The 23,165-nt window shown below is 43.9% G+C and carries 18 protein-coding genes; 6 read left to right on the forward strand and 12 right to left on the reverse strand.

Going from position 1 to position 23,165, the window contains the following annotated elements; all coding sequences use genetic code 11:
* Positions 1–59 precede the first annotated feature (59 nt).
* The 3 genes from AC0L6N_RS09370 to AC0L6N_RS09380 all read right to left on the reverse strand — a co-directional run bounded on the left by AC0L6N_RS09370 (position 60) and on the right by AC0L6N_RS09380 (position 4,338).
* Positions 60–413, reverse strand: a complete 354-nt coding sequence (locus AC0L6N_RS09370; RefSeq protein WP_473480785.1) for a RidA family protein — start codon at positions 411–413, stop codon at positions 60–62.
* A gap of 212 nt (positions 414–625) precedes the next feature.
* Complete coding sequence (locus tag AC0L6N_RS09375; protein ID WP_473480788.1) at positions 626–3,499, reverse strand: UvrD-helicase domain-containing protein; 2,874 nt, start codon at positions 3,497–3,499, stop codon at positions 626–628.
* Positions 3,500–3,717: 218 nt separating this feature from the next.
* Complete coding sequence (locus tag AC0L6N_RS09380; protein WP_473480790.1) at positions 3,718–4,338, reverse strand: hypothetical protein; 621 nt, start codon at positions 4,336–4,338, stop codon at positions 3,718–3,720.
* 511 nt (positions 4,339–4,849) lie between these two features.
* Here AC0L6N_RS09380 and AC0L6N_RS09385 point away from each other — a divergent pair.
* The 3 genes from AC0L6N_RS09385 (at position 4,850) to AC0L6N_RS09395 (ending at position 6,499) form a co-directional block, all read left to right on the forward strand.
* Positions 4,850–4,984: a hypothetical protein gene (locus AC0L6N_RS09385; protein ID WP_473480793.1), complete on the forward strand. Its 135-nt coding sequence runs from the start codon at positions 4,850–4,852 to the stop codon at positions 4,982–4,984.
* A 300-nt stretch (positions 4,985–5,284) separates the two neighbouring features.
* Entirely contained in the window at positions 5,285–5,797 is a 513-nt protein-coding gene (locus AC0L6N_RS09390) for a DUF421 domain-containing protein (RefSeq protein WP_473480795.1), read from the forward strand.
* A 75-nt stretch (positions 5,798–5,872) separates the two neighbouring features.
* Entirely contained in the window at positions 5,873–6,499 is a 627-nt protein-coding gene (locus tag AC0L6N_RS09395) for a trimeric intracellular cation channel family protein (RefSeq protein ID WP_011575070.1), read from the forward strand.
* 38 nt (positions 6,500–6,537) lie between these two features.
* Here the strand turns inward: AC0L6N_RS09395 and AC0L6N_RS09400 are convergent, their stop codons facing one another.
* The 9 genes from AC0L6N_RS09400 to AC0L6N_RS09440 form a co-directional block, all read right to left on the reverse strand.
* The gene (locus AC0L6N_RS09400) at positions 6,538–7,221 is read right to left on the reverse strand and encodes a Fe2+-dependent dioxygenase (protein WP_473480798.1); all 684 of its coding nucleotides are present in this window, start codon (positions 7,219–7,221) and stop codon (positions 6,538–6,540) included.
* Positions 7,222–7,339: 118 nt separating this feature from the next.
* Entirely contained in the window at positions 7,340–8,449 is a 1,110-nt protein-coding gene (locus AC0L6N_RS09405; RefSeq protein ID WP_473480800.1) for an alpha-hydroxy acid oxidase, read from the reverse strand.
* A 100-nt stretch (positions 8,450–8,549) separates the two neighbouring features.
* Positions 8,550–10,895: a TonB-dependent receptor gene (locus AC0L6N_RS09410; RefSeq protein WP_473480802.1), complete on the reverse strand. Its 2,346-nt coding sequence runs from the start codon at positions 10,893–10,895 to the stop codon at positions 8,550–8,552.
* 6 nt (positions 10,896–10,901) lie between these two features.
* Positions 10,902–11,906 carry a TonB family protein gene (locus AC0L6N_RS09415; protein ID WP_473480804.1) on the reverse strand — a complete coding sequence of 335 codons (1,005 nt, stop codon included), beginning with the start codon at positions 11,904–11,906 and terminating at the stop codon, positions 10,902–10,904.
* On the reverse strand, positions 11,906–12,325 hold the full coding sequence (locus AC0L6N_RS09420) for an ExbD/TolR family protein (protein ID WP_473480807.1): 420 nt from the start codon (positions 12,323–12,325) through the stop codon (positions 11,906–11,908). The genes AC0L6N_RS09415 and AC0L6N_RS09420 overlap by 1 nt, the downstream gene beginning before the upstream one ends.
* Positions 12,322–12,747: an ExbD/TolR family protein gene (locus AC0L6N_RS09425; protein ID WP_473480809.1), complete on the reverse strand. Its 426-nt coding sequence runs from the start codon at positions 12,745–12,747 to the stop codon at positions 12,322–12,324. The genes AC0L6N_RS09420 and AC0L6N_RS09425 overlap by 4 nt, the downstream gene beginning before the upstream one ends.
* A 5-nt stretch (positions 12,748–12,752) precedes the next feature.
* Positions 12,753–13,454 (reverse strand): MotA/TolQ/ExbB proton channel family protein, encoded by a 702-nt coding sequence (locus AC0L6N_RS09430; protein ID WP_473480812.1) that lies wholly within the window; start codon positions 13,452–13,454, stop codon positions 12,753–12,755.
* Positions 13,455–13,941: 487 nt separating this feature from the next.
* Positions 13,942–14,967, reverse strand: a complete 1,026-nt coding sequence (locus tag AC0L6N_RS09435) for a DUF2157 domain-containing protein (protein ID WP_473480815.1) — start codon at positions 14,965–14,967, stop codon at positions 13,942–13,944.
* Between the two features lie 26 nt (positions 14,968–14,993).
* Complete coding sequence (locus tag AC0L6N_RS09440) at positions 14,994–17,843, reverse strand: FAD-binding and (Fe-S)-binding domain-containing protein (protein ID WP_473480819.1); 2,850 nt, start codon at positions 17,841–17,843, stop codon at positions 14,994–14,996.
* Positions 17,844–18,842: 999 nt separating this feature from the next.
* On the opposite strand from AC0L6N_RS09440, the gene pckA reads away from it, so the two are divergent.
* The 3 genes from pckA (at position 18,843) to AC0L6N_RS09455 (ending at position 23,165) form a co-directional block, all read left to right on the forward strand.
* Positions 18,843–20,474, forward strand: coding sequence for a phosphoenolpyruvate carboxykinase (ATP) (pckA, locus tag AC0L6N_RS09445; protein ID WP_473480822.1), 1,632 nt, complete (start codon positions 18,843–18,845; stop codon positions 20,472–20,474).
* A gap of 235 nt (positions 20,475–20,709) precedes the next feature.
* On the forward strand, positions 20,710–21,090 hold the full coding sequence (locus AC0L6N_RS09450) for a DUF1428 domain-containing protein (protein ID WP_473480825.1): 381 nt from the start codon (positions 20,710–20,712) through the stop codon (positions 21,088–21,090).
* A gap of 368 nt (positions 21,091–21,458) precedes the next feature.
* The gene (locus AC0L6N_RS09455; RefSeq protein WP_473480828.1) at positions 21,459–23,165 is read left to right on the forward strand and encodes a cation:proton antiporter; all 1,707 of its coding nucleotides are present in this window, start codon (positions 21,459–21,461) and stop codon (positions 23,163–23,165) included.

The following is a 23,165-nucleotide window of genomic DNA, read 5'->3' on the forward strand; positions in this document are numbered from 1 at the left end:
GAGAGCAAAATAAAAAGCGATGCCGAGTTTTACTTTGTTTTTGTATTTATACTCTAGGATTATTTTTGAGCTGCAACCACCGATATTTCGACTAATAATTCAGGTCTTGCCATAGAGGCTTGGACGCACGCCCTTGCTGGTGCATGCCCATCTGGCACCCAGGCGTCCCACACGGTGTTCATCGCAGCGAAATCTGTCATATCTTTAATATAGATAGTAGCTGACAAAATATGCTCACGATCAGAGTCAGCACTCAACAAAAGCGCATCCACTTTGTCCAACATGGTTTGAGTTTGCTCTTCGATACCTTTATTGGCATCGGCTGCCACTTGGCCGCAGAGGTAGACGGTTCCCTGATGAATAACCACTCGACTCATACGTTGTTTAATTTCTTTACGCTCGATTGTTGCCACAATAGCCCCTGTGATTTTTAAGATTAACGAAAACGAAGGCCGAGATAATAGCAACAACTAAGTGATGAATGTATGTTTTTGCCTGCTAATGCTCTGTATCTTACGAATGTCACCCACACGAATTGGGTAACATGTTTTTTTGCACTTATTTTTTTTACATCTTGGTTTTTATTACATCTTGGTTTTTATTACATCTTAGTTTTTATTACATCTTAATTTTCATTACACAATGCAAGCTCAACATCGTACGTACCATTCATTAACTCAGTGACAAAAGCGCTCGCTTGGGTCATGTCAGCGAGGACATAAACGTGATGTTTAGCGCGAGTAAGCGCTACATAAAATAAGCGTCTTTCTTCTGCGTACGTAAACGTTTCTTGTTTGGGTAAAAGTGCCTCTACCACAGGTGAAGTGACTTTATCTGCCGGAAAGCCATGCTTGCCTGCAGTCATGCCGGTGATAATGGCGTAGTCCGATTCCTTTCCCTTCGCTGCGTGAAACGACAAGCACTTTATATGTAGCTTAGTGTATTGCTTATTGAGCGCTTCTAGACCTTCTCTATTCGGTAGTTGAAACCAAAAACGCGCTAAAATGCAGACTGTAGGCTTTGAGCACTGCCGCAGTGTATCCTTCTTGCTGCTCTGTGTTGGTCTAATTTTTTCGGTCTTACCGCGTTTATTATGTTGCTCAGATATTTCATCCACTTTGCCTGCTAAAGTAGCTAACGCTTGGTGCAGTAACTTTTCAGTATTTGATGACTGAGTCTCGCTGTTTAATCGAGTATCACTGTAAAGAACCCTTATTCTTGGGTCCGCTACTTTAACGAGAGAGCGAATATTCTTGCTTATCTGCTCCGGATTTCGACTGATAAATTGAGTGGCCACATCACCAATTCTATTATTGAAACGAAACGTCTGGTCTAAAACATTTTCACTGCTGTGGCCGAAGTACTGGGTAAACTGCGTAGTCAAGCTCACATCTGCGCCACTAAATCGATATATGGCTTGCCAATCATCGCCAACACAAAATATAGACGCCGATTGACTTTGTTTGCGCGGTAACACCTTACGGCTTGAAGGCACACTCGCATTTTTTCTTGGTAACGCGCTAACAGAACGCGTGCTGTCTCTTAGTGATCGCACTAAACGAGCTCTAGGCTCTGAGATATCCTGAAACTCATCCACCATTATGTATCGCCATGGTGCTGTAAAGTGCCCTTTTTCCACATACGTTATCGCTTTGCTGATCATATCTTCAAAATCGATGTAAGCATGCTGACTCAAATGCTTCTGGTAGTGCTGAAATATAGGCCGCAGCAAAGTAAAAGCAATTTGTGCTTGCTTAGAATCAATTGCTTTGTCCTTTGAGGTAATATCGGCCAGCACAGCTTTTACACTGAACTTACTAGAAATAGCTGATTTGTATAAGCCGATTAACTGACAAAACAAGATTGCAAGTTCGCTCAAATAATTAGATTTTTGTAACGTGTTCAGCATCTTTTCATTTGATAAAGGAACGTTCTTGACCTGTAATTTATTGGCAGAACGTTTCAGTACGCTGTTCAATTTTCCGTTTACGTATTGATAATAAAATAGTTCAATACATCTTGAATCATGATGGCTATACAGTTGTCGTTTATTTTTCATCATTGCTTGATAACGATTATTATCGGTATAACTGGGTGTATTACCCTCATCATCTAGCACGTAATATTCGATATACACATCAGCGTGTGGTAAATAAAAATCTGCTCTGTTCACACCGATATGCTTATTTTCAACGTCAAAAGCATATTTAGCTTGGTAACGATATTCAATGCCATTTCGATACAACCAGTTAGCAATGTGCAGGTGTCCGAAACAATTTACCGGCTCCCCTTTCAACGTACGCACATTGATTTCATTCAAATAACGGGAGTAATCAGATAAAGCGTCAAAATCGAACGGACTCATTGATTGATAGTAATAGTTGCTTAAGTATTCAATCACTTGTTTTTGATAGGATACATTTTGCAGCTGATTTTCTAGGCTTGCCAATACCCATTGGTTTTTCTTTTGCTCGCCATTCACCCATGGGGATAAGGTCGGCTTTTTACCTTCGACGCTGGTAATAATGGATAGTCCCAAGCTGTGAAAGGTGCTGGCTTTGATGCTTTGTCCGTCTAGCTTGTGCTTAATGCGCTCGTCTATTTCAGTGGCGGCTTTTTGACCGTAAGCCAGTAGTAAAATATCGTCTGGTTTCGCTTGACCGCTCGTTAACAAGTAGCCTGCTCGGCCGACCATAACACTGGTTTTTCCGGTCCCTGCTCCAGCAAGTAGTAGATTATTGTCATCATCTATAATACAGGCACGACGTTGTTTGTCTGTTAAAGGGTTTGACTCAACTCGCTGAAAAAAATCTGCATGCAAATGAAGTTGTTTTTGAATGTAGCCTTCTCGTATTGCCGCAATATCCGCTTGCTCCCAATGATGCATTGCCTTTAACTTTATAACAGCCTCTTTTACGGTACTGTCTAATGAAGCATTCTGCGCCCAAGTGTGCCATCGTGGATACTCAAGCGCTACGCGCTGCTTTATGGCGACGACGTGTGAATGCCTGAGATACCTTGCTTGCGTCGCGTTTTCTATGTTATTCACCAACTGCAATAATCTGCTTTGGTGGTAATTCCCCCACTCAGCCTGAATCTGACCTGCTTGAAATTTGCTGCTACGGTATCCCAAAAAATGCAGTTCATGAGCCAATGCGTTTACCTGGAATATCATCGTAGCGCCAAGCCAGCGCCACTCAAAGACAGGTGGAATATCAAAATGTTGCCAAGATAAAAAGGTGACAGATTTCTTTTCACCGCTTCCTATATGGTTAGCACCTAAAAGTGATTTTAATTCTTTTGATAGTTTGGCACCTTCTGGAAAATACACACCGGACTCATCGAATTTAAGATCTACTTGTAGCGGGGAAAAAATTCGACCAAACCAGCTTAGGCTAATGAATCGTGCTTCTTCGGGGTTTTGGTCACGTGCTGATGGGGGCGTTATTGCATAATGTGGAGGATTGTCCGCACTTGGTGGTAAGGAATTCGAATGCAAGGAAACCTACTTGTTGATGAGTTAACTGAAAAAGAAAATAACAAACTGGAAAACAGTACGGGAGGCACAGTAGTGCTTGCTCTTTGAATGAATGGCTCGTAAACAGCACAGACGTAAAGGCTAAATAAAAACAAAGTTAGAATAAACCAAAATATCGCCGCCATCTCATCACCGGATTTGGCTCTAAAAGGCGGCGTTGCTCAGCTGATATTACTCTTTTAGTAGGTTCTTTTCACCCAGCCTACCAAATACCAACTGTCTGCTGCATTTTTGGATTTACGGATAGCGCTGATTTCTTGCAGATTTTTTAAGCTGCTTTCTAACTCATCTTCCATTAGAGCGCTGCGCTCATAACGGATCAAGTGAGAGTTAATTTTAGTCAATAAATCTTTACCGCTGATCGTATTAGTCCTGCGGGCTCTGACAAACCACATACACCAGATCACCATGGCGTCGTTTTCACTGATGGTCACCTCTTGCAAATCACTTATCAGGCGCAGCAGCTCAATGAAGGCGTAAATCCCCAGCCATGGCTCCTGCTTGTGCTGAAATCCACTGGGTTGGCTTCTCTCAATATGCTCAATCAACGTACTGATACTAAGCTTTATATTGCCGGGTTTAATCGCGTCTACCGTTTGTTGATTAGTGCCGATGTTTGGATCTGTTTCATCGTTTGAGATGGGCTTTTTAGGGGCTCTAACTGAAATTGCAGGATTAAGGGTGGTATTGATAAGCTCTTCGGTAGAATCTGCCTCAATCCCCACCTTCAGCAGTGACGAGCGCAATACTTGATTCACTTCTTGCTTTTTACTATTAGCCACATCGATATCAGGTTCCATTTATGTACCTCCATTTTCATTATTATTTATGCACAAACTGAGGTACTTACTAACCTGACATGTTCTTTTTAAGGCGTTGAGCCCTCAATTATCAGGACTACCATACGCTGCTTATATCTGCACATGCCGACAATAAATATTGTTTGTATGTAAGCTTCATCAGTTTGTTTAGGCTTATTCATAATCTCGTACCATCTGCTTGTTGCCCGGTACGGTAAATTTGAATGCCTTAGCGCTTTAAATGCATAGCTATGCTACCACATAAACGCTCGAATATCTCGCTGTAAACCTATTACACAACGTATCCAACGTGCAATAACCGGTGATAAACTGTGCATATCGTGACTTATGGCATCAGAGCGACAGGTAGATGCGTTTTTCACCCGCTGACTCGCTTTCTTAAGCAACGCAGTGGCGGTATACCCGCAATGTTATTTACATAGAAAGCACCCTATAAATAAGTTCTGTTATTTAGCTAGGTACTGCTTTTTAGATACGTACAGCGCTTAGAATGCCAGCGAATTGTGTCGTTGCTCAACCAGCGTTTAAGTTTGAAAATGTACCTGAACTTGAATTTGAACTTGAATTTAACGACGAGACCATTGATAAAGCTTGTGAGCATAAACGTGGCGACATAAAACATTGAACCGCTTTTTGCTCGGCACTGCCCACGCTTCCTTTGCAAATGCTACATACGCAGTAAGAAAAAATTTACCTACGAATCGCCTATTTCCCCGTGTTAACACAAGGGTATCGTATACCTCAAACCTCAATCACCCCTTGGGGCACGGGTTCTTTATCCATCTTTACAATACCTTTGCAGATAATTCGACATTGGCATAATAGTTGATTTCAAGAAGAGTCGTTAAAGCGCGAATATCCGCTCGCAGGGACACTGAAATGTCTACCACAGTTCATTCATTCAACACCTAAAATGGAGAGAAATATGTTTTTTGAATCTTGGAGTGAAATAACGCGCATTGTCACTACTACCTTGATTATTTATCCCTTTTTGATCTTAGCGACACATTTAGTGGGGAAACGCTCATTTGCTAAAATGAACAACTTTGATTGGATTATCACCGTAGCAGCAGGCTCCATCTTAGGCTCTGCTATCTTGTTGAAAGACGTGGTCATTGCTGAGGTATTAGTCGCGGTTAGCCTACTTTTCCTTTTACAGTATTTACTTACCTGGGCCAGCGCCCATTTTTCGACTTTCGACAAAGTGGTAAAAACCTCGCCGCAACTCGTGTTTTTCGACGGTGAATACATAGAGCATGCGATGAAAGATGCTCGCCTGACCCGCATTGAAGTAGAGGCAGGTGTCCGAAAAGCCGGTTTCGGTGATTCAAGCCGAGTCATGGCAGTGGTGTTTGAGGCTGACGGCGAATTAAGTATCGTTCCGAAAAGTGAAATTCATGATCAACTTATTATGAAGTTACGCAGTGACGCCAGCTAATACCTATTGGCCAATAATTACAACCACAGGGGTAAACACCTTGTCCATAGCCCTTAACAACCTCAGGTATTGAAGATGACTGATGACTACTTTCATGTCCTCAACCTAATTGGTGTCGCTTTTTTTGCTGTATCAGGCACGCTGCTCGGCTACGAAAAAAAAGTGGGTGGCTTTGGCGTGGTCGTGGTGGCAAGTGTGACCGCATTAGGTGGTGGCTCTCTTCGCGACTTATTGCTGAATGAGCCGGTATTTTGGGTCGCCGATCCAGACTATTTGTACTCAACCTATGCTGCAATCTTCATATCAGTCGCATTTATTCGCTACCTGCCCCATGTTTCGAACTATTACTTCTTGCTCCTCGATGCCGTGGGCATGGCCATTTTCAATATAGTCGGTATTGAGAAATCTTTAATTGGCGGAACGGGTATGCTTATCGCCATAACCATGGGCACCACTACAGGTATTTTTGGAGGGCTGATCCGTGATGTAATTTGCAGGGAGGTCCCTTCAGTTATGCGGGGGGAACTGTACGCCTCTGCATGTGTATCGGGCGGTTTAGTCTATGCGGTGCTTTTCTCTTTTGGCGCGCCGTACATATGGTGTATTTTGGGCTCGTTATTTGCCACTGTCTTCTTGCGAATGGGGGCACTTCACTGGAATTGGCGGCCAAAAATATTCAAGAAACGCCATTATAAAGACTAACTTGCCATAAACTCATAGTAACAGAGCATTTAAGCGACTTAGCACGTCGCCCAACTGCGCATCAGGTTGTGGTACACCCCAGTTAAGCGTTTTACTTCAGCATCGTTACTGCCCAGCTCAACCGTAAGCGCTTGAATAGATTGGTCCAAATCGAACAACATACTGCGCTGATCATTACTGCGCACTAGACTTTCAATCCAAAAGAACGAAGCTGTTCTGCGCCCTTTTGTCACCGGATTAACTTGATGAAGGCTATTAGCAGGATACAGAATCACGCTACCCGCATTGAGCTTAATTTGCTGCAAACCAAACTGGGTTTCGATACTGAGTTCGCCGCCATCGTAGGTTCTTGGCTCTGATAAAAACAACGTGGCGGATAAATCTGTGCGTAGCATCTGATGACTATTTGGAATAGGCATCACAGATGCATCTACGTGTAACCCGTAATGCTCGCCACCTTGGTAGCGATTAAATTTAGGAGGATAAATTTTATTCGGCAATGCAGAAGACATGAACAGCGCATTTCCCGATAATTTACGAATGACCGTATTTCGAAGTTCGATAGCCAATGCACTGCCATCGTCAAGTTGTTGATTATATTTTACTTTAGAAGCCTGACTACCCGCGGTGTGTTTACCATCTAGCCACTGGCCTTTATCTAATGCTTGGGTGAATTGGGTAACTTCTTTTTTAGACAGTAGGTCTTCAATAACGGTTAACATGGGCCTCTCTTTCGTTTATGTGTTTTTGCATTTTTTTACTTTGCTCGTAAGGTTTTTACGTCGTTCTCGTCTTCGCTACACTTTCGCGCGAAATACAAAATCAGCCAGCTGATTAACGTTAATAAATGCAATCTAGGGTAATATCACTGATGGTTTCACATCCGGTTAATGCCATTGCAAGCTCTAACTCTTGCTGAAGTAAGGTCAGACTATGGGCAACTCCCAGTGCTCCTGCAACAGCCAGGCCATTTAGTACGGGGCGGCCAATTAATACACCGTTAGCACCTAGGGCTATGGCTTTAAAAATATCGGTACCTCGGCGAATGCCACTGTCTAACAGTATGGGAAATGCCTCACCTACCGCGCTTCGTACTGGCGGTAACAAATCAATGCTCGGGGCAAGGCCGTCTAGCGTGCGCCCGCCGTGGTTCGAAACCACAATACCCGCGCAACCACTTTCGACCGCTAACAAGGCATCCGGTGGATGGCTAATGCCCTTTATCCAAACAGGTAAGTGCGTATTGGTGCGCAGCCATTGAATGTCATCCCAATCGGGCGCATCAGCCATCAAACCGTTAAGTAACACACTTTGTCCAGGCGATAATGACTGTGCCTTTGAGGTGGGATAATTCACCAAATTTGCTGCCACCACACTGGGGGGTAATGAAAAACCAGCTCTTTGCTGGCGATTACGAAGGCCGCTTACAGGAGCATCTACGGTCACCACTATGGAGGTATAACCCGCTTTTTCTGCTCGTCTTACCAAGTCAAGTGTATGCTCTGGATCCGGCTGCATGTAAAGCTGGAACCATTTACCTGTATGTTGCGCAGCGCTGATCTGTTCAAGTGGAAAGGTCGACAAGGTGCTGGTTAGCATCCCCATGTTAACCGCGTTAGCCGCTTCCACTGTGGCTAATTCACCTTGTGGGTGCAACAAGCTTTGATACGCTAAAGGGGCAATCAACATTGGCCAACTAAACCGGTCTTTGCCCAAGGCAATTTCCGTGGTGCCTTTGGTAAATTTACGCAACACGCGTTTATTCATGCCGATAGCATCAAATGCAGTCCTATTCCGATTCAGGGTAATGTCGTCCCCTGCTCCGCCAGCAATATACTCATAAATACCGTGAGGCATATAGTCTTTCGCTAAACGTTCATAATCACTGATAGCAATCACATCGGCTGGAATTTGACTTAGTTTAGGTAACACGTAATGATCTTTTTTCATGGCTAAATCTTAACCCAAAACAAAAAAGGGAGCACGTTGTAAACCAACCTACTCCCTTGATTAAATTACACAAATTGTAATAAAACGTTTTTAGCTAAAATTAAAACTCGTACGTTAACGTTAGCTTGGCGTTTCGTGCTGCACCAATATAGGTAAATGCACCACTACGGTATGCTGCTAAGTAGTAATCTTTATCTGTCACGTTAGCAACGTTAAGACGAAGATTTAGCTGCTCACTGAAGGCATAGGTCGCGAATACATCGAACGAGGTGTAGCTAGGCACTTTATACGAGTAATCATCGATACCAGTGTTATAACCAGCTGCAGAGTCAGGCTGACCTGCGTACATCTCGCTTGAGTAGGTCATAGTGCCACCGAACGAGAAAGCATCGCTTGCTTGATAACGTAACTGCCAAAACGCACTGTTATCAGCAAAATTACTCAACGTGAGGCCTACACTGTCGGTGTCGAATGACTCAAGCACTTCGGCATCCATAAACGTCACACCAAACTGGGTGCTTAAGTCTTCGGTGATATTACCTACCACTGAGAATTCAGCACCTTTAACGCGGTTTTTACCCGTATTTAGCGTACCGGTACTGGCGTAGTCATCGTCATCGATGCTTTCCATTACGTCGTCTTTGGTGATTTGGAAAATAGCAGCGGTTAGCAACAACTTATCGTTATATACGTTCCATTTCGTGCCTAATTCGAAGTTTTCGGTGTCTTCTGGTTTACTGTCTGTTACTTGTTGAGGGTCGCCACAGATACCGCCATAACCACAGTTGCCACCTAAGTCAGACTCGCCACCGTTGATGTTGCTTGATGTGCTGTAGGTCAAGTAAACATTAGCATCTTCGTTGATGTTGTACACCACGCCAACATGTCCATTCCAAAGCGTGTCAGAATAGTCGTAAGCCGTATCAACGCCATTGCGAGTCAAGACGTTATCGTAGTCGAAGCTATCAGCACGTACGCCAGCAAATACTGACCAAAACTCGTTAATATCAACCGTGTCCATGATTGAGACTGATACAGTATCAATAGAGTAATCAGAGTCTTGTGCACCCTTTTCAATGCTGCGACCCATAACATTGTTGATGTTATCAATATAGTTCCCGTTCGCGTCTACGATACAGAAACCGCCAGATGCTGGATTACTGCCGCGTCCAGGCAGTTTGCAGTTAGTTATGCTAGTGTCGTCTACATTATAAACGCCATTATCTACATCAAGAGCACTATACTCTGCGCTCACTACAAAATTATGCTTTAAACCGCCAAGATCACGGGTTAAATATACGTTTAACTGATCCGCGAAGTAATCCACCTCTTGCCAACCTTGGTGTGTGCTAAGGCTAACGGTTGCTGCGCTTGGTGCGTCTGGATCGCTAGCGTCACGGTTGGTGCCGCGGGCGCCTGTCGTCACATAACCGTTATCGGTCGTCCCGTAACGCATTAAGTTTTCAACACGCGTATCACTGTCTATTTCGTATTGTGCGCGCAAGGTAAAGGTATTAATTTCGGACTCAAGAAAGTCTTGCCCATCTTGAGAGTAAACAGGCAAATCCGCCACTGGCTTACCGCCGCCCGCAACAATATAAGTACCCAAGTCAGGGGTATCTTCTGCTTTTAAGTAGTAATAATCAGCGGTAAGTTTCAACTTATCTGTTGCTTTGTAATCAACAGAAAGCGCAAGACCATTTCGTTCTTGATCTGCAGGGCCACGATCTGGAATTTCTTTATACGAATGCAAAATATTGGCGCGTACTGCTAGGTCGTCATTGATGCGTTTGTTGCTATCAAGGGCGATACGGCGGTAATCGTCTGTGCCTAAACCTGCTTCGAGCTTAGAGAAGTCATATTCCGTGCTCGCTTGCTTAGTAATGCTGTTAACCGCACCACCTGTTGAACCACGACCAGCAAACGTAGAGCTTGGGCCTTTCGTGATTTCAACTTGCTCTGTTGCAAAACTTTCACGGGTTGTCATGCCTGGATCACGTAAACCATCAACAAACACGTCACTGCGCGCTTCATGGCCGCGGATAATGTAACGATCACCAAACGCATTTCCGTTTTCACCTGTACCTAGGGTAATACCAGGTTGTGCCGCGAGGATGTCTTTTAAGTCAGTTCTTCCAGATTCTTGAATTTGGGTTTGCGTCAGTACGCTGATAGTTTGCGGTGTATCGGCCAGCTCTTTTACATGGCGTGAGTCGCCTGAAACTTGCGCTTTGTAGGGAGCACCCGCTTGTGCGTAAGGGTTTGTATCAACGGTACGCTCTTCAATTTGCATGGTGTCCAATACAATGGGTTCGTCTTCTTGAGCCATAGCAAATGGGCTCATTAACATGCCGGGAACGCTTAATGCTAACAAGGTTTTATTAGTGTTAACCTTAGGTGAGCGAAGGCTCAATGGCGCTATTTGACACGTCTTTTTTCTACTCATGGGTAACTAATCCTTAAATGCTGAGTTGGTGATTAATGAATATTCAATGGGGATCACGAGCGTGATCTTTTCTCGTTTAATTGAATCGGGTACAAGTGGCAAAGGATTGGCCTTTTGCAACATATCAAGCGCAGCCTTATCCAGTTCAGCTGAGCCTGAGCTTTTTTTGATGCTAGAGGCCAATACATAGCCATCGTGATCGATGGTGAATTGCAACTGCACCACGCCTTCAATTTTTTGCTTCTTCAATTCTCTTGGGTAGGTTTTATACTTTCGCAAATGCGCCTGCAACTGCGCGAAGAAGTCATTCGCATTCCCAGCTCGGCCACCGGAGCGTGCTGAGCTAGCACTGCCGGTACCACGATTTGTGGCTTTTTGTGCAGTCGGTGCTGGTGCATTTTGCTGTGCTACTTCGGTAGTCGTCTTGGGCACGTCTTGCTGGTTTGTCTCGGTCTTTGTTACCTGGGTTTTGTTTACTGGCGATTCAGGAACCTCATCTTTAGGTTCGACTATTTTTTGCACCGCATTTTCAGCTGAAACTTGCTCGATTACAGGTACGTCAATGCGATCCAATATTGGCTCAGGGTCGGTTTTCTCAATGACTGGCTCTACTTTAGGCTCAATGATGGACTGCGGCTTTTCTACTAGTTCTGGCTCAACTGTCGGCTCTGGTTCAGGCAACGGTTCAGGCTCTGGCTCTTGAGGGGCCTCAAGGGTTTCTTCTAATTGTTCAGACTCAACAAGCTGTTGATCTTGATACGCTCCGAGCATCCCTAAACCGACTTCAATACCGTCTTGTCCTTCTCCCATAGCACTGCCCTGTACTTCTTCGGGGGTAATTGAAAGGGCAGCAAATACGCTGGCGTGCAATGCGGCGGCTACAGCGATCGCTACCAACCACTGGCGTTTATGCCCGCTAGTATGAAAACTCGGCGAAAGTAAACCAATGATGCCTTGTGATTGATTGGCCATGCGCTGTTGTTCAGTGTTTTGTTGTGTAGCAGCACGCATCAACTTGCCTCTGTCGTTAGGGTGAATAAGTTGATGGTGCTAAACCCTGCAGCGCGTAACATATCTAGCACTTTGTCTAAATCTTGGTACGTCACTTGTTTGTCGGCGCGCACAGCAATATTGGCTGGGTGCTCCTGTAATAGTGTGCTCAATGCTTCTGGTAATTCGTTAACGCTGACAACCTCATTATTGAGATGGATCTCATTGTCTTTTGATAGTTGTAGGGTTATTGGTTGTGCGATAGCCGGTTTGGTTTGGCTATTGTCTGGCAAGGTTAATCCTGCATCCTGAATCTGCTCGATTTTCCCTGCAATCATAAAAAAAATAAGTAACAGAAAAACGATGTTAATCAATGGGATCAGATTGTCGTCACTGTTCGCTTTGCGTTTTGAGCCCTGTGCTTGATTAAATAAGCTCATTGTTGCCCCGCTATCGCGTTAGCCTGAGGACGAGACTTACCCAAAGTAACTTGCGTAAAACCCAATACCTTCATGCGTGAAAGCGCATCAACAATGACTTGTACTTGCGTATCAGCCGCTGGCTGTAACACCGTTGGCAAATTCGTTTCAAACGCACTTGAAAGGGCTGAATCTGTCAGCGTTGCGCTGTTGCCAACCGACAGTTGTGCATCGGATAACTGCCCGTCCGGACTTAAACGTAATAGTTGTGGTTTGCTGTCAGACAACACACTGGCCGCCAAACTCGATTGCATTTCCACAGTACTGAACTTAGTGAAGGACGAGGTCAGCATAAAGAACATCAGAAGAATAAATACCACATCGATTAATGCAGTCAGACTGATACTTTGTTTTCGGCGTTGCGGCAGTAGCAGGCTAGACATAGTAACTACTCAGCGCCTTGATGACTTGTGGGTTGCTGCTTAGTCGGCGATGGCTTTGAGCTAGACGCGTTTTTATTGTTCATTGCAGAGCTGTTAGCACTCGCGTAGATGGTGAAAACGCGCTGGAGGTCATTTTGAATGGCTTGTGACTCAACTTCCGCTTTACGTTCGAAGTAGCTATTAAGCATGGAAACGGGAATAGCCACAGCTAAACCAACCGCTGTGGTAAGAAGTGCTTGCCAGATCCCACCAGATAATACGGCAGGATTAACCTGAGCACCGGCAGATTCCATAGCTTTGAATGCTTCTATCATGCCGATAACCGTACCAAAAAGTCCCATTAGGGGGGCTAACGTGGCGATAACTTCTAATACACGTAGGTAACTATTGAGCTGTGCGATGGCGAGTTGTGCTTGGCGATAAATTTCATCTTTGATGTCGTCTAATGCCAACGAGGATTTATCGATTAACTGCACCGTACTGCTAACAAGTGCTGCGCGATAATTACGCTGACCATTCACTAGCAACAATGCTTGAGCGTGTTTACCTTGTTGTAAAAAACCGAATGCTTGTTCAATTGCATCAGCGGGTTTTCGGCGCGTGCTATAAAATTGCCATGCTTTAAATACACCGACACTTAACGCAACCACGGATAGGCTGATCAAAAGCCACACCACTACTCCACCATTTACAAGCAAATCAATCACAGCAATACCCTAATAACAATCTAAATGAGAACGATTATCAATTTACAACGTTATAGGATTTGTGACAACTGTTTATTGAACTAAATCTAACGATAATTGTCGATTTTTCTTATTTTGGTTATAAAGAAATCAATAAAAGCAGCATGCAAGTTATACACAGGCTCAAATTGACAGGGATAACTAATGTCAAACTAGCAACCAGCAGAGATTTATAAATAAATGATATTGACTTGTATTTAGAGTGTCAGGAGTGAACGTCTCTCAAAAAACAATGCTAAAAAGCCGATTGTTTTGCATTTGCGTATAAAAACGCAAGGGTGGAGGCACAGTTCATGCTTAATGACACAGCAATGAACGCCTGATTTGCAAAGAATCTGTAGCGTCAATCAACACAAAGAACAGGTACTTATACTGAGAAAAATACACAGGCATAGACACATGCTTAGAGAATAAAATGTTCGCTTTATCTTTTGCTCTTACCCTAACGTTATTTGTTTTTCAGCAGATCTTGTAATGCTTTGGGTAATCGACCGCGTAGCCGATAAGTCAGTTTTTGTTCGTGCTTTTGCCAAAGGATCCCCAGATAAACAATACTCGCGCCCAATAACGTGAGCATAATAGGAAAAAGCCAGCTGTCTTTAAACACGTCATAAGCTAAGTATCCTAGATAACCACAGACCCCCAGTGCACCAAAAATAACCAAGACCCTGCGTACCAACACAATGCCAAACCCCATCATAAGAAGATTGATACAGCAGTAGGCTAACTTAGACAACTCGCTTTGAGAATGCTGCATCGACAAACCACACCAAAAAGCAATGGCGCCAAACAGGTACAACCAAAACGCATAATCCAGTGAATTGCGGGAGCGAATATCGACCCAAAATGCTAGGCCTAAAATGAGAAGGCCCATATACATAGAAACCAATGCACGTAATTCGAACTCGGGATAATCTGCGGTTAACATAACCGCGAGATCCATCGATAAGTACCACAGCGTGAGTGCAATGGGCATCAGCAAGAATGGATAGCGATAAATTCTCGCTAATACTGCTCCTACGGCTAATGTAGCCAACTCCATATACAGCCAGTGCCACTGAACGTAGCGATGATAATCACGGTAGTTGTCTTCACTCGGCCATACCCCCAATAGGTGCTGCAATCCAAAAACGGCTAACGGTGTTAAGCATATGACAAAGGTGGCACATATGCCTGCCACAGCAGGTAAGCCTTTCTTTGCCAAACGGTTGGCTAACATTATTCCTGCTATAGCGTATACCACACACAGCGTAACAATGCCCCAACCCCCAAATGACTCCCAGCCTAACGTCATAAAAAGTGTCATTGCGCCGATAGCGACAAGACCACCGAAGTAATAAAGCAGATGGGTGAAATCAAACGTTGCAGTGGTACTCGGTAAACCGTCAACGAACAGACTTAAGCGCTCAGCTTGCTCACGGCTTAGGATACCCTCTTGCACCGCTTGTGCTAGCTGGCTCTGACTAATATCCATATGACTTTCTCCCTTTTAACGGTGACTTATGCAATGGCTTCTTGGCTCTTTTGCTGACTCACATCATCAAGTAATAGTAATAGCGAGTGATAAGGAATTCCGCTGTGCTGACTTAGCCCTATCTCGCACGTGCGACTATTACTGTAGCCTGCAGTGCAAATAGCTGGTATTTGATCCTTTAAATGGCGCAACGCGCTGGCATTTAGCTCAGGAACAAACATCCCTTTGTCCCCCGCAAAACCACAACATTCAATGCCTTGGGGCTCTATCACTGTTTCACTACAGGTTCTCGCCAACGTCCGTAAATACGGTGCAAGGCCCATTTTACGGCTGCTACAGGTAACATGCAGCGCGACCGGCTCGATTTGCGCGGTAATCTTTAAATCGGCGATAACGTGCTTCACCATAAACTCGCTAGTCTCGAAAATTTGCAGCCCTATTACATCTTTCAGTTCTTGGATTTGTTGCTTGCAAGGGCTAGTGTCAAACACAATGGGTATTTTTCCATCGCTGCTAATATCCCTTAATTGCTCAGCTAATTGTTCGCCCTTTTGCTGGGCCAAATCAGGAAAACCTTTACTGCTAAACGGCATACCACAACACAATTCATCAAGCTTTTCAGGCAACATGACCTGATAACCTGCCTTGCTGAAAATAGAGCGGGCGGCATCATATGTAGAGCGTTTCTCATTGTCTGAAGCAGCGGCCCCCATGTTGCGACTGGCGCAGCTCGCAAAATAGATGACTTTCTTGGTTTTAAGTGCACAGTCAATGGTTATTTTTTTCCCTTTACTGGGCCACTGACTTTGCCACAAAGGCAGATTTTTCCTAGATAATCGGTGCATTTTCGCACCTATCTTGTTAGTTAAAGGATCTCCTAGCAGTTTGGTGGCACTGCTTGAGAGCGCAAAACCAACTCCCGCAGATTTACTCACCAGCGAGAAGTGTTCTGCACTGAACTTAGCGATTATTTCGCCGACGTTTGTTTGTTTTTCGCTACGCAACTGCCTAATTAAATCACCTGTATTGATTCCCACGGGGCATCGCTGGGCACACAGCCCAGTCGCTGCACAGGTATCTATGCCCATATACTGGAAGTCTGTCTCTAACTGTTGCAGCTCTTGGGTTTCGCTGTCGCTTACAATCTCTGCTTCGCGCAATTGTTGTATACGCCGCCAAATCGCAATGCGCTGTCTTGGGGTATAACTCAACGCTTGAGATGGGCACACAGCCTCGCAAAAACCACACTCGATACATTTATCGACTATTTCATCTGCTTTTGGCAGGAGTTTAAGGTTTTTGATGTGACTTTGTGCGTCCTCATTGAGTATCACCCCTGGATTCAAAATTCCCAGTGGGTCAATAATCTCTTTGAGTCTTTTCATCACACTGTAGGCTTCATTCCCCCACTCTAACTCAACAAAGGGGGCCATGTTTCTGCCCGTGCCATGCTCTGCTTTAAGTGAGCCCTTAAATTCCACCGCTACAAGCTGAGCGACTGCTTGCATAAAATCATCGTAGCGCTGTATTTCACTCTGATCATCAAATGCTTGGGTGAATACAAAATGTAAATTTCCCGCAAGCGCGTGACCAAATATGATTGCCTCTGAGTATCCGTACTGATCAAATAGTTGATGTAAACGCTGGATCCCCTCGGCCATATTTTCGATAGGAAAACACACATCTTCAATAATCACAGTTGTGCCCGCTTGACGCACCGCACCTACTGCGGGAAAAGTACCTTTTCGAATCGCCCACAATTGCTGGTTGAGTACAAGATCACGACTAAACGCAATAGATTGCACTGGCGCATAGGGGACTATACAGCGCTCGATATTAGCGCAATTTTCCGCCAACGCTTCTTGGCTGTCGGCACTGGTTTCAATGAGCAGCGCAGTGTAACCATCATAAGGCGTGCAAAATGCATCAGGCAGCCCTGGTTGGCCCTTCACTGAATTAAGCGCGCGCTGATCCATCAGCTCCACTGCATCTACGTTTTGCTTTTCAAGCGACTTTACTAAAGCACAGGCATGTTGAGCACTGGCAAATAAATACAGACCACTGGCTTTGTGTTCATGCTCTACAACGGTTTGGTAAGTAATGTCGGCGATAAAGCCAAGCGTTCCCTCAGAGCCAATCATTAAATGCATCAGCACGTCCAGCGGCTCCTGATAATCGATTAATGCATTGAGGGCATAACCACAGGTATTTTTAAGGCGGTATTTGTGGGTAATTAACTCGCGTAATCTTTCGTTCCCTTGGCACATTTGGGCCAGCATTTTAACCTCGTTCAGTAACGATGATTGCGCCTCGCGAAACTGCATCTCACTGCTAGCGTCACTGGTATCGACCACACTGCCGTCAGCTAAAACTATGGTCATGTCCTTTACAGTGTAATAACTATTGTGCGCTACACCGCAGCACATACCAGAGGCATTATTGGCTGCGATCCCCCCAATTTTACAGCTATTGATAGAGGCTGGGTCGGGCCCGATTTTACGACCGTAACGTGCCAGTATCCGATTAGCATCGGCACCAATGATGCCAGGTTGCAGCTTGATGCGAAGACCGTCATCGAAGATCTCATGTTGGCGCCAGTCGTCAGTTAACGTAATGAGCACTGAATCAGATACCCCCTGCCCTGACAAACTCGTACCTGCTGCTCGAAATGTAACAGCCACCTCAAATTGATGACTCAGGGCAAGTACTGATTGTACCTGTCGAAGGTCTGATAGTTTTAGGACGAGCTGAGGAATGAGTTGATAAAAACTCGCGTCTACTCCGAGTGCTCTGCACCGGCTAATATCTTGAATAATCGCCTCAGGAGGTAATAGGGTTTCAATTTCACGCAGGTATTTGACAGGCAACGGCGTCATTTTATTGTCCTAATAAATCTAGTAAAGGATTGAGTTGGGAAGAAAATGGCATTTATGAGCAAAGAACAATAATGCCCAAAACATGCTAACTCGAATAAGAAGGGAAAGAATCGCATCTTGTGGGTAAGGCATCAAGTACAAACCATAACAGCTTTTATGCAATTAATTTTATCCAGGGTACTACCCATTTGACAATCACGATTACCGCTAAAGAAGGTTATATCTCACGATTGACTACTCAGGATGTCCAAGCTAATCCTAAGCACTGGCCTTTCACAGTGTAAACGCCTCTATTAGCTTCATGTCTAAGATTAGCACCTCATCAACAGATGAACGCTTTTGTGAAATATACTCCTTGGACATAGTGGTTGGTATCAGCGCTTGGCGGCATTGAAGCACTGACTGTTTAAGTATGAAGGTTTGTTAAAAAGGTCGCTAATTCTTGTTTTGACGTATTGAGCGCCAGAGCAACTGACATGATAAATCAGGCAATTGATCAGTAATTTCGGAAAATCTGTATGCTTTCAACATATACAACATCAATACTCACTATAGGTAACGAAGCATGTAGGTTGTTCAATATTGCCCAGAGCCTCTTAAAAGTAACTGTTGAATAGTGATAAAAATGATAACAAGGTAAAAATAATGTAAATTAATACTATTAATCAGTCAGTTATAAGACCTATAAAATATCTTTTAATACCAGTAGCCTAGGCTTAAAACATTTTTGATTGGTCATTTCTGGTGCCCTCTAAGCTGACCATAAAACGTTTTGACCGCGCTTTATGATAAAACATTATCAAATTATGAAATTCACTATGTTTCATTACATGACTACTTTCAAAGATTCACTAAAAGTGTTTAAAATAGTACACAAGGCGAGCTTGATGTTACGCCAGTATTTTTCGCCTTAAAGGATGATGACTTGGCTCTTGCAGGTTAGGTCAATTCGAATCGCACATACCGTTTTATCGCCACAGCAAACTGAAGGGTTAGTTAATGAATACACACAAATTGTCCGCAGAGTTAGCCAAGTTTGGCATTACCGATGCCACTGAAATTCTACATAACCCCTCTTATGACGTATTGTTTGAGGAAACGACACACCATAGCCTTGAAGGCTATGAAAAAGGTGTCGTGACCGAATTAGGTGCCGTCAACGTTAACACAGGCAAATTCACCGGCCGCTCCCCTAAAGACAAATACATAGTGCGCGATGATGTTACCAAGGACACCGTTTGGTGGTCTGATCAAGGTAAAAACGATAACAAACCTATTTCTCCCGCCGTGTGGGACGACCTCAAAAGCACAGTGACAAAACAACTCAGCGGTAAACGCCTGTTTGTGGTCGATACTTACTGCGGTGCAAATGAAGATACCCGCTTAAAAGTACGCTTTATTACAGAGGTCGCATGGCAAGCTCACTTCGTCAAAAACATGTTCATACGCCCAACTGATGAAGAATTGATTAACTACGATCCAGATTTTGTGGTAATGAATGGCGCGAAAACCAATAACCCAAATTGGCAAGAGCACGGAATTAACTCTGAAAATTTCGTGGCATTTAATCTAACCGAAAAAGTACAACTGATTGGTGGCACTTGGTATGGCGGTGAGATGAAGAAAGGCATGTTCTCAATGATGAACTACTTGCTCCCCCTTAGAAACATTGCCTCTATGCATTGCAGTGCAAATGTAGGAAAAGACGGCGATGTTGCAATCTTCTTCGGTCTGTCCGGTACCGGAAAGACCACTTTATCGACAGATCCAAATCGCGAATTAATCGGCGATGACGAGCACGGTTGGGATGACAATGGCGTGTTTAATTTTGAAGGCGGCTGCTACGCCAAAACCATCAATTTAAGTAAAGAAAACGAACCTGATATTTATAACGCGATTCGCCGAGATGCTTTGCTTGAAAACGTGACGGTTGATGCCGATGGTAAAATCGACTTTGACGACAACAGCAAGACTGAAAATACCCGAGTATCTTATCCTATTCACCATATCGACAATATTGTGAAGCCCGTCTCGCGCGCAGGCCACGCAAACAAGGTCATTTTCTTAACGGCCGATGCATTTGGTGTGCTTCCTGCGGTATCAAAATTGACGCCTGAACAAGCCCAGTACTATTTCTTATCCGGCTTCACCGCCAAATTAGCGGGCACTGAGCGTGGTATCACTGAGCCTACACCGACGTTTTCTAGTTGCTTCGGCGCAGCGTTTTTAAGCCTTCATCCTACGCAATATGCTAATGTGCTTAAAAATCGTATGCAGGCTGCTGATGCGCAGGCTTACTTAGTCAATACAGGTTGGAATGGCACCGGCAAGCGCATCTCGATTAAAGCGACTCGAGCCATTATCGACGCAATTTTAGACGGCTCTTTAGATGATGCTGCCACGACCACCCTACCTATTTTTAATCTACAGATACCGCAAAAATTAGGTGAGCTAGACACAGACATTCTTGACCCGCGTAAAACCTATGAAAATGAAAGTCAATGGACCGATAAGGCAACAAGCTTAGCGGGATTGTTTATTGATAATTTTGATAAATTCACGGATACCGATAATGGTAGAGTATTAGTTGCAGCCGGGCCCAGCCTGTTTAGCCATGCTAAAAGCGCATAGAACACGCTAACCTCATTTACTGAATATTGTTAACATAAGCAGGTACACCTAGGTGTACCTGCTTAGCTCCTCTTCCACTTTCTAATTCCGATCCTCATCAGCATTACGATTCATCGCTTACTTCATCGCTAAATTTTGTGCTTTGACGACATTGCTGCTTTTTAATCTTTGAATTTGTGCTATCGATCATAACGACATCACAATAAAGTGATGCAGCCTACCTACAGAGGTGCATATGTCTTATATCGATGGTTTTGTTGTTGCCGTGCCAAGCGCAGATAAAGAAGAATACAAAGCGTACGCCAAACAGTGCATTAGAATTTTCAGAGAAGAATACGGCGCATTAAGCTGCACAGAATGTTGGGGCGAGGACGTACCTGAAGGTGAAGTGACTTCTTTTCCTCAGGCCGTACAAGCAAAAGCAGATGAAACTGTTGTGTTTTCGTGGATCACCTGGCCGTCAAAAGAAGTCAGGGACCAAGGCATACAAAAATGCATGAATGACCCACGCTTTGACCCTGCTACAGCCCCCATGCCATTTGATGGAAAACGCATGATTTATGGTGGTTTTGAAGTACTCGTAGATGAGTCATTAAGCCACAGTATTGCCCCCTAGTTTTAAGCAGTAAACGCTGAGCAAATGATGCATGCCTTTAAGCACATCTTGAGCAGCGGCTGGGAAGAATGGCTCGAGTTATAGATTTTTTCGAGCCCGTCTCAAGTTACTTTAAACATACGCCCTCTCGAAATAACCTTGCCTACATTTTCTATTGCCTTAGTTCAATATCCTTCATTAAATTCCTTCAGAAGAAATAGGGGTATTAAAAAATCAAGAAGGGTTGGTCAGACACATCAGAGTTAACAAATGAATAAAGTTATACCTATTATTGATCTAGCTCACATTCGACTTGGTTTTATTTGGCAATATATTTACCTTTAAAGATGCAGAATATACATTTTATTTTTTAAGACATGAGTTATGACATGAATTTAATCGAACTTATTGGTCAGTCCTCTTTTACAGAAATTGCAGTGCTTTTAGTGCTGGCTGCTTCATTGGGTTTTGTCGGCTTACTGTTGCGACAACCTCTCATTGTTAGTTTTATTGCAGTCGGTTTAATTGCCGGGCCTTCAGTGCTCGATATCGTGCATTCTAAAGATCAAATCACTCTTTTGTCTGAACTAGGCATAGCGATCTTGCTCTTCCTTGTCGGGATTAAGCTAGATGTAAAGTTAATTAAGTCTATTGGTGGGGTTTCGGTTTTAACGGGGCTAGGCCAAGTTATTTTCACGTCCCTGATTGGTTATTTGATCGGTTTATGGCTTGGACTTGGTTACATTACTAGCCTTTATGTCGCCGTTGCGCTTACATTTTCTTCTACCATTATTATTGTAAAGCTCTTATCTGATAAACGAGAAATCGAATCCTTACACGGGCAAATTGCTTTAGGTTTTTTGATTGTGCAAGATTTGGTAGTGGTAGTCGCGATGATAGTGTTAGCAACTATTGGTATTGGCTCTAGTGGGCATGGTGATGCAAATAACTCTTCAGTTTGGCACGTTGCTATATCAGGATTGAGTTTACTGGGTTTTGTGATTGTATTTGTACGCTACATTGCGAATCCTTTAACGGAAAAACTCGCTAAAGCGCCTGAATTATTAGTTATTTATGCCATTGCACAAGCAGCATTGTTTGCAGCCATAGGAGATATAGTCGGTTTGGGCATGGAAGTCGGGGGCTTGTTGGCCGGCGTGGCGTTAGCGTCAACACCCTATCGGGAAAGTATCGCAGCAAGACTCGCTCCTTTACGTGATTTTTTACTGTTGTTTTTTTTCATTGCTCTAGGGGCCACATTAGACTTATCAAAGCTTGGCACTCATTTACCGGCAGCTATTATTTTCTCACTGTTTGTTTTGTTTGGTAATCCACTTATTGTCATGTCGATTATGGGGCTAATGGGATATGGCAAAAGAACGGGTTTCCTAGCCGGCTTAACGGTTGCTCAGATTAGTGAGTTTTCGTTAATCTTTATCGCCATGGGCATAGGGTTAGGCCATGTACCGCAGGACATTTTAGGTTTAGTGACGCTGGTGGGTATTATCACTATTGGGGTTTCAACCTATATGATTACTTATTCACACCAACTCTATTCTTTTTTTGCTCCGTTGTTAGGTAGGTTCGAGCGCTCGGGTATACCTCGAGAGGCCTCTACCGATGAGAACTCAGGCAACCAATATCCAGTTATCATCTTTGGTTTAGGAAGACTGGGAACGGCTATTTCAATGCAACTCAAAAATGAAGGGATTAAAGTCTTAGGTATCGACTTTAATCCGGCGGCGATTAAACATTGGCATCAATTAGGGTTGGATTGTAATTTCGGGGACGCAACAGACGCCGAATTTATCATTGAACTGCCCCTCAAACATGCACAATGGATTGTGTCGACTATTCCTCATCTCCACACTGGCTTATCCTCTGAAGATAATCGAAAAACGGTTATTCAATTAACACGTTCAGCGGGCTACACAGGGAAGTTAGCCGTTATTTCACAAGGTCGTGCCGAAACCGAAGAATTAAACTTACTCGGTGTTGAATTGGTGCTCGAGCCTTTTCAAGATACTGCAGACCGAGCCGTTCGCATACTTTATGAAGGTCTTGATATTAACGCCACTCAACAAGAAAAGGGATAA

The sequence above is a fragment of the Paraglaciecola sp. G1-13 genome, from assembly GCF_055809255.1.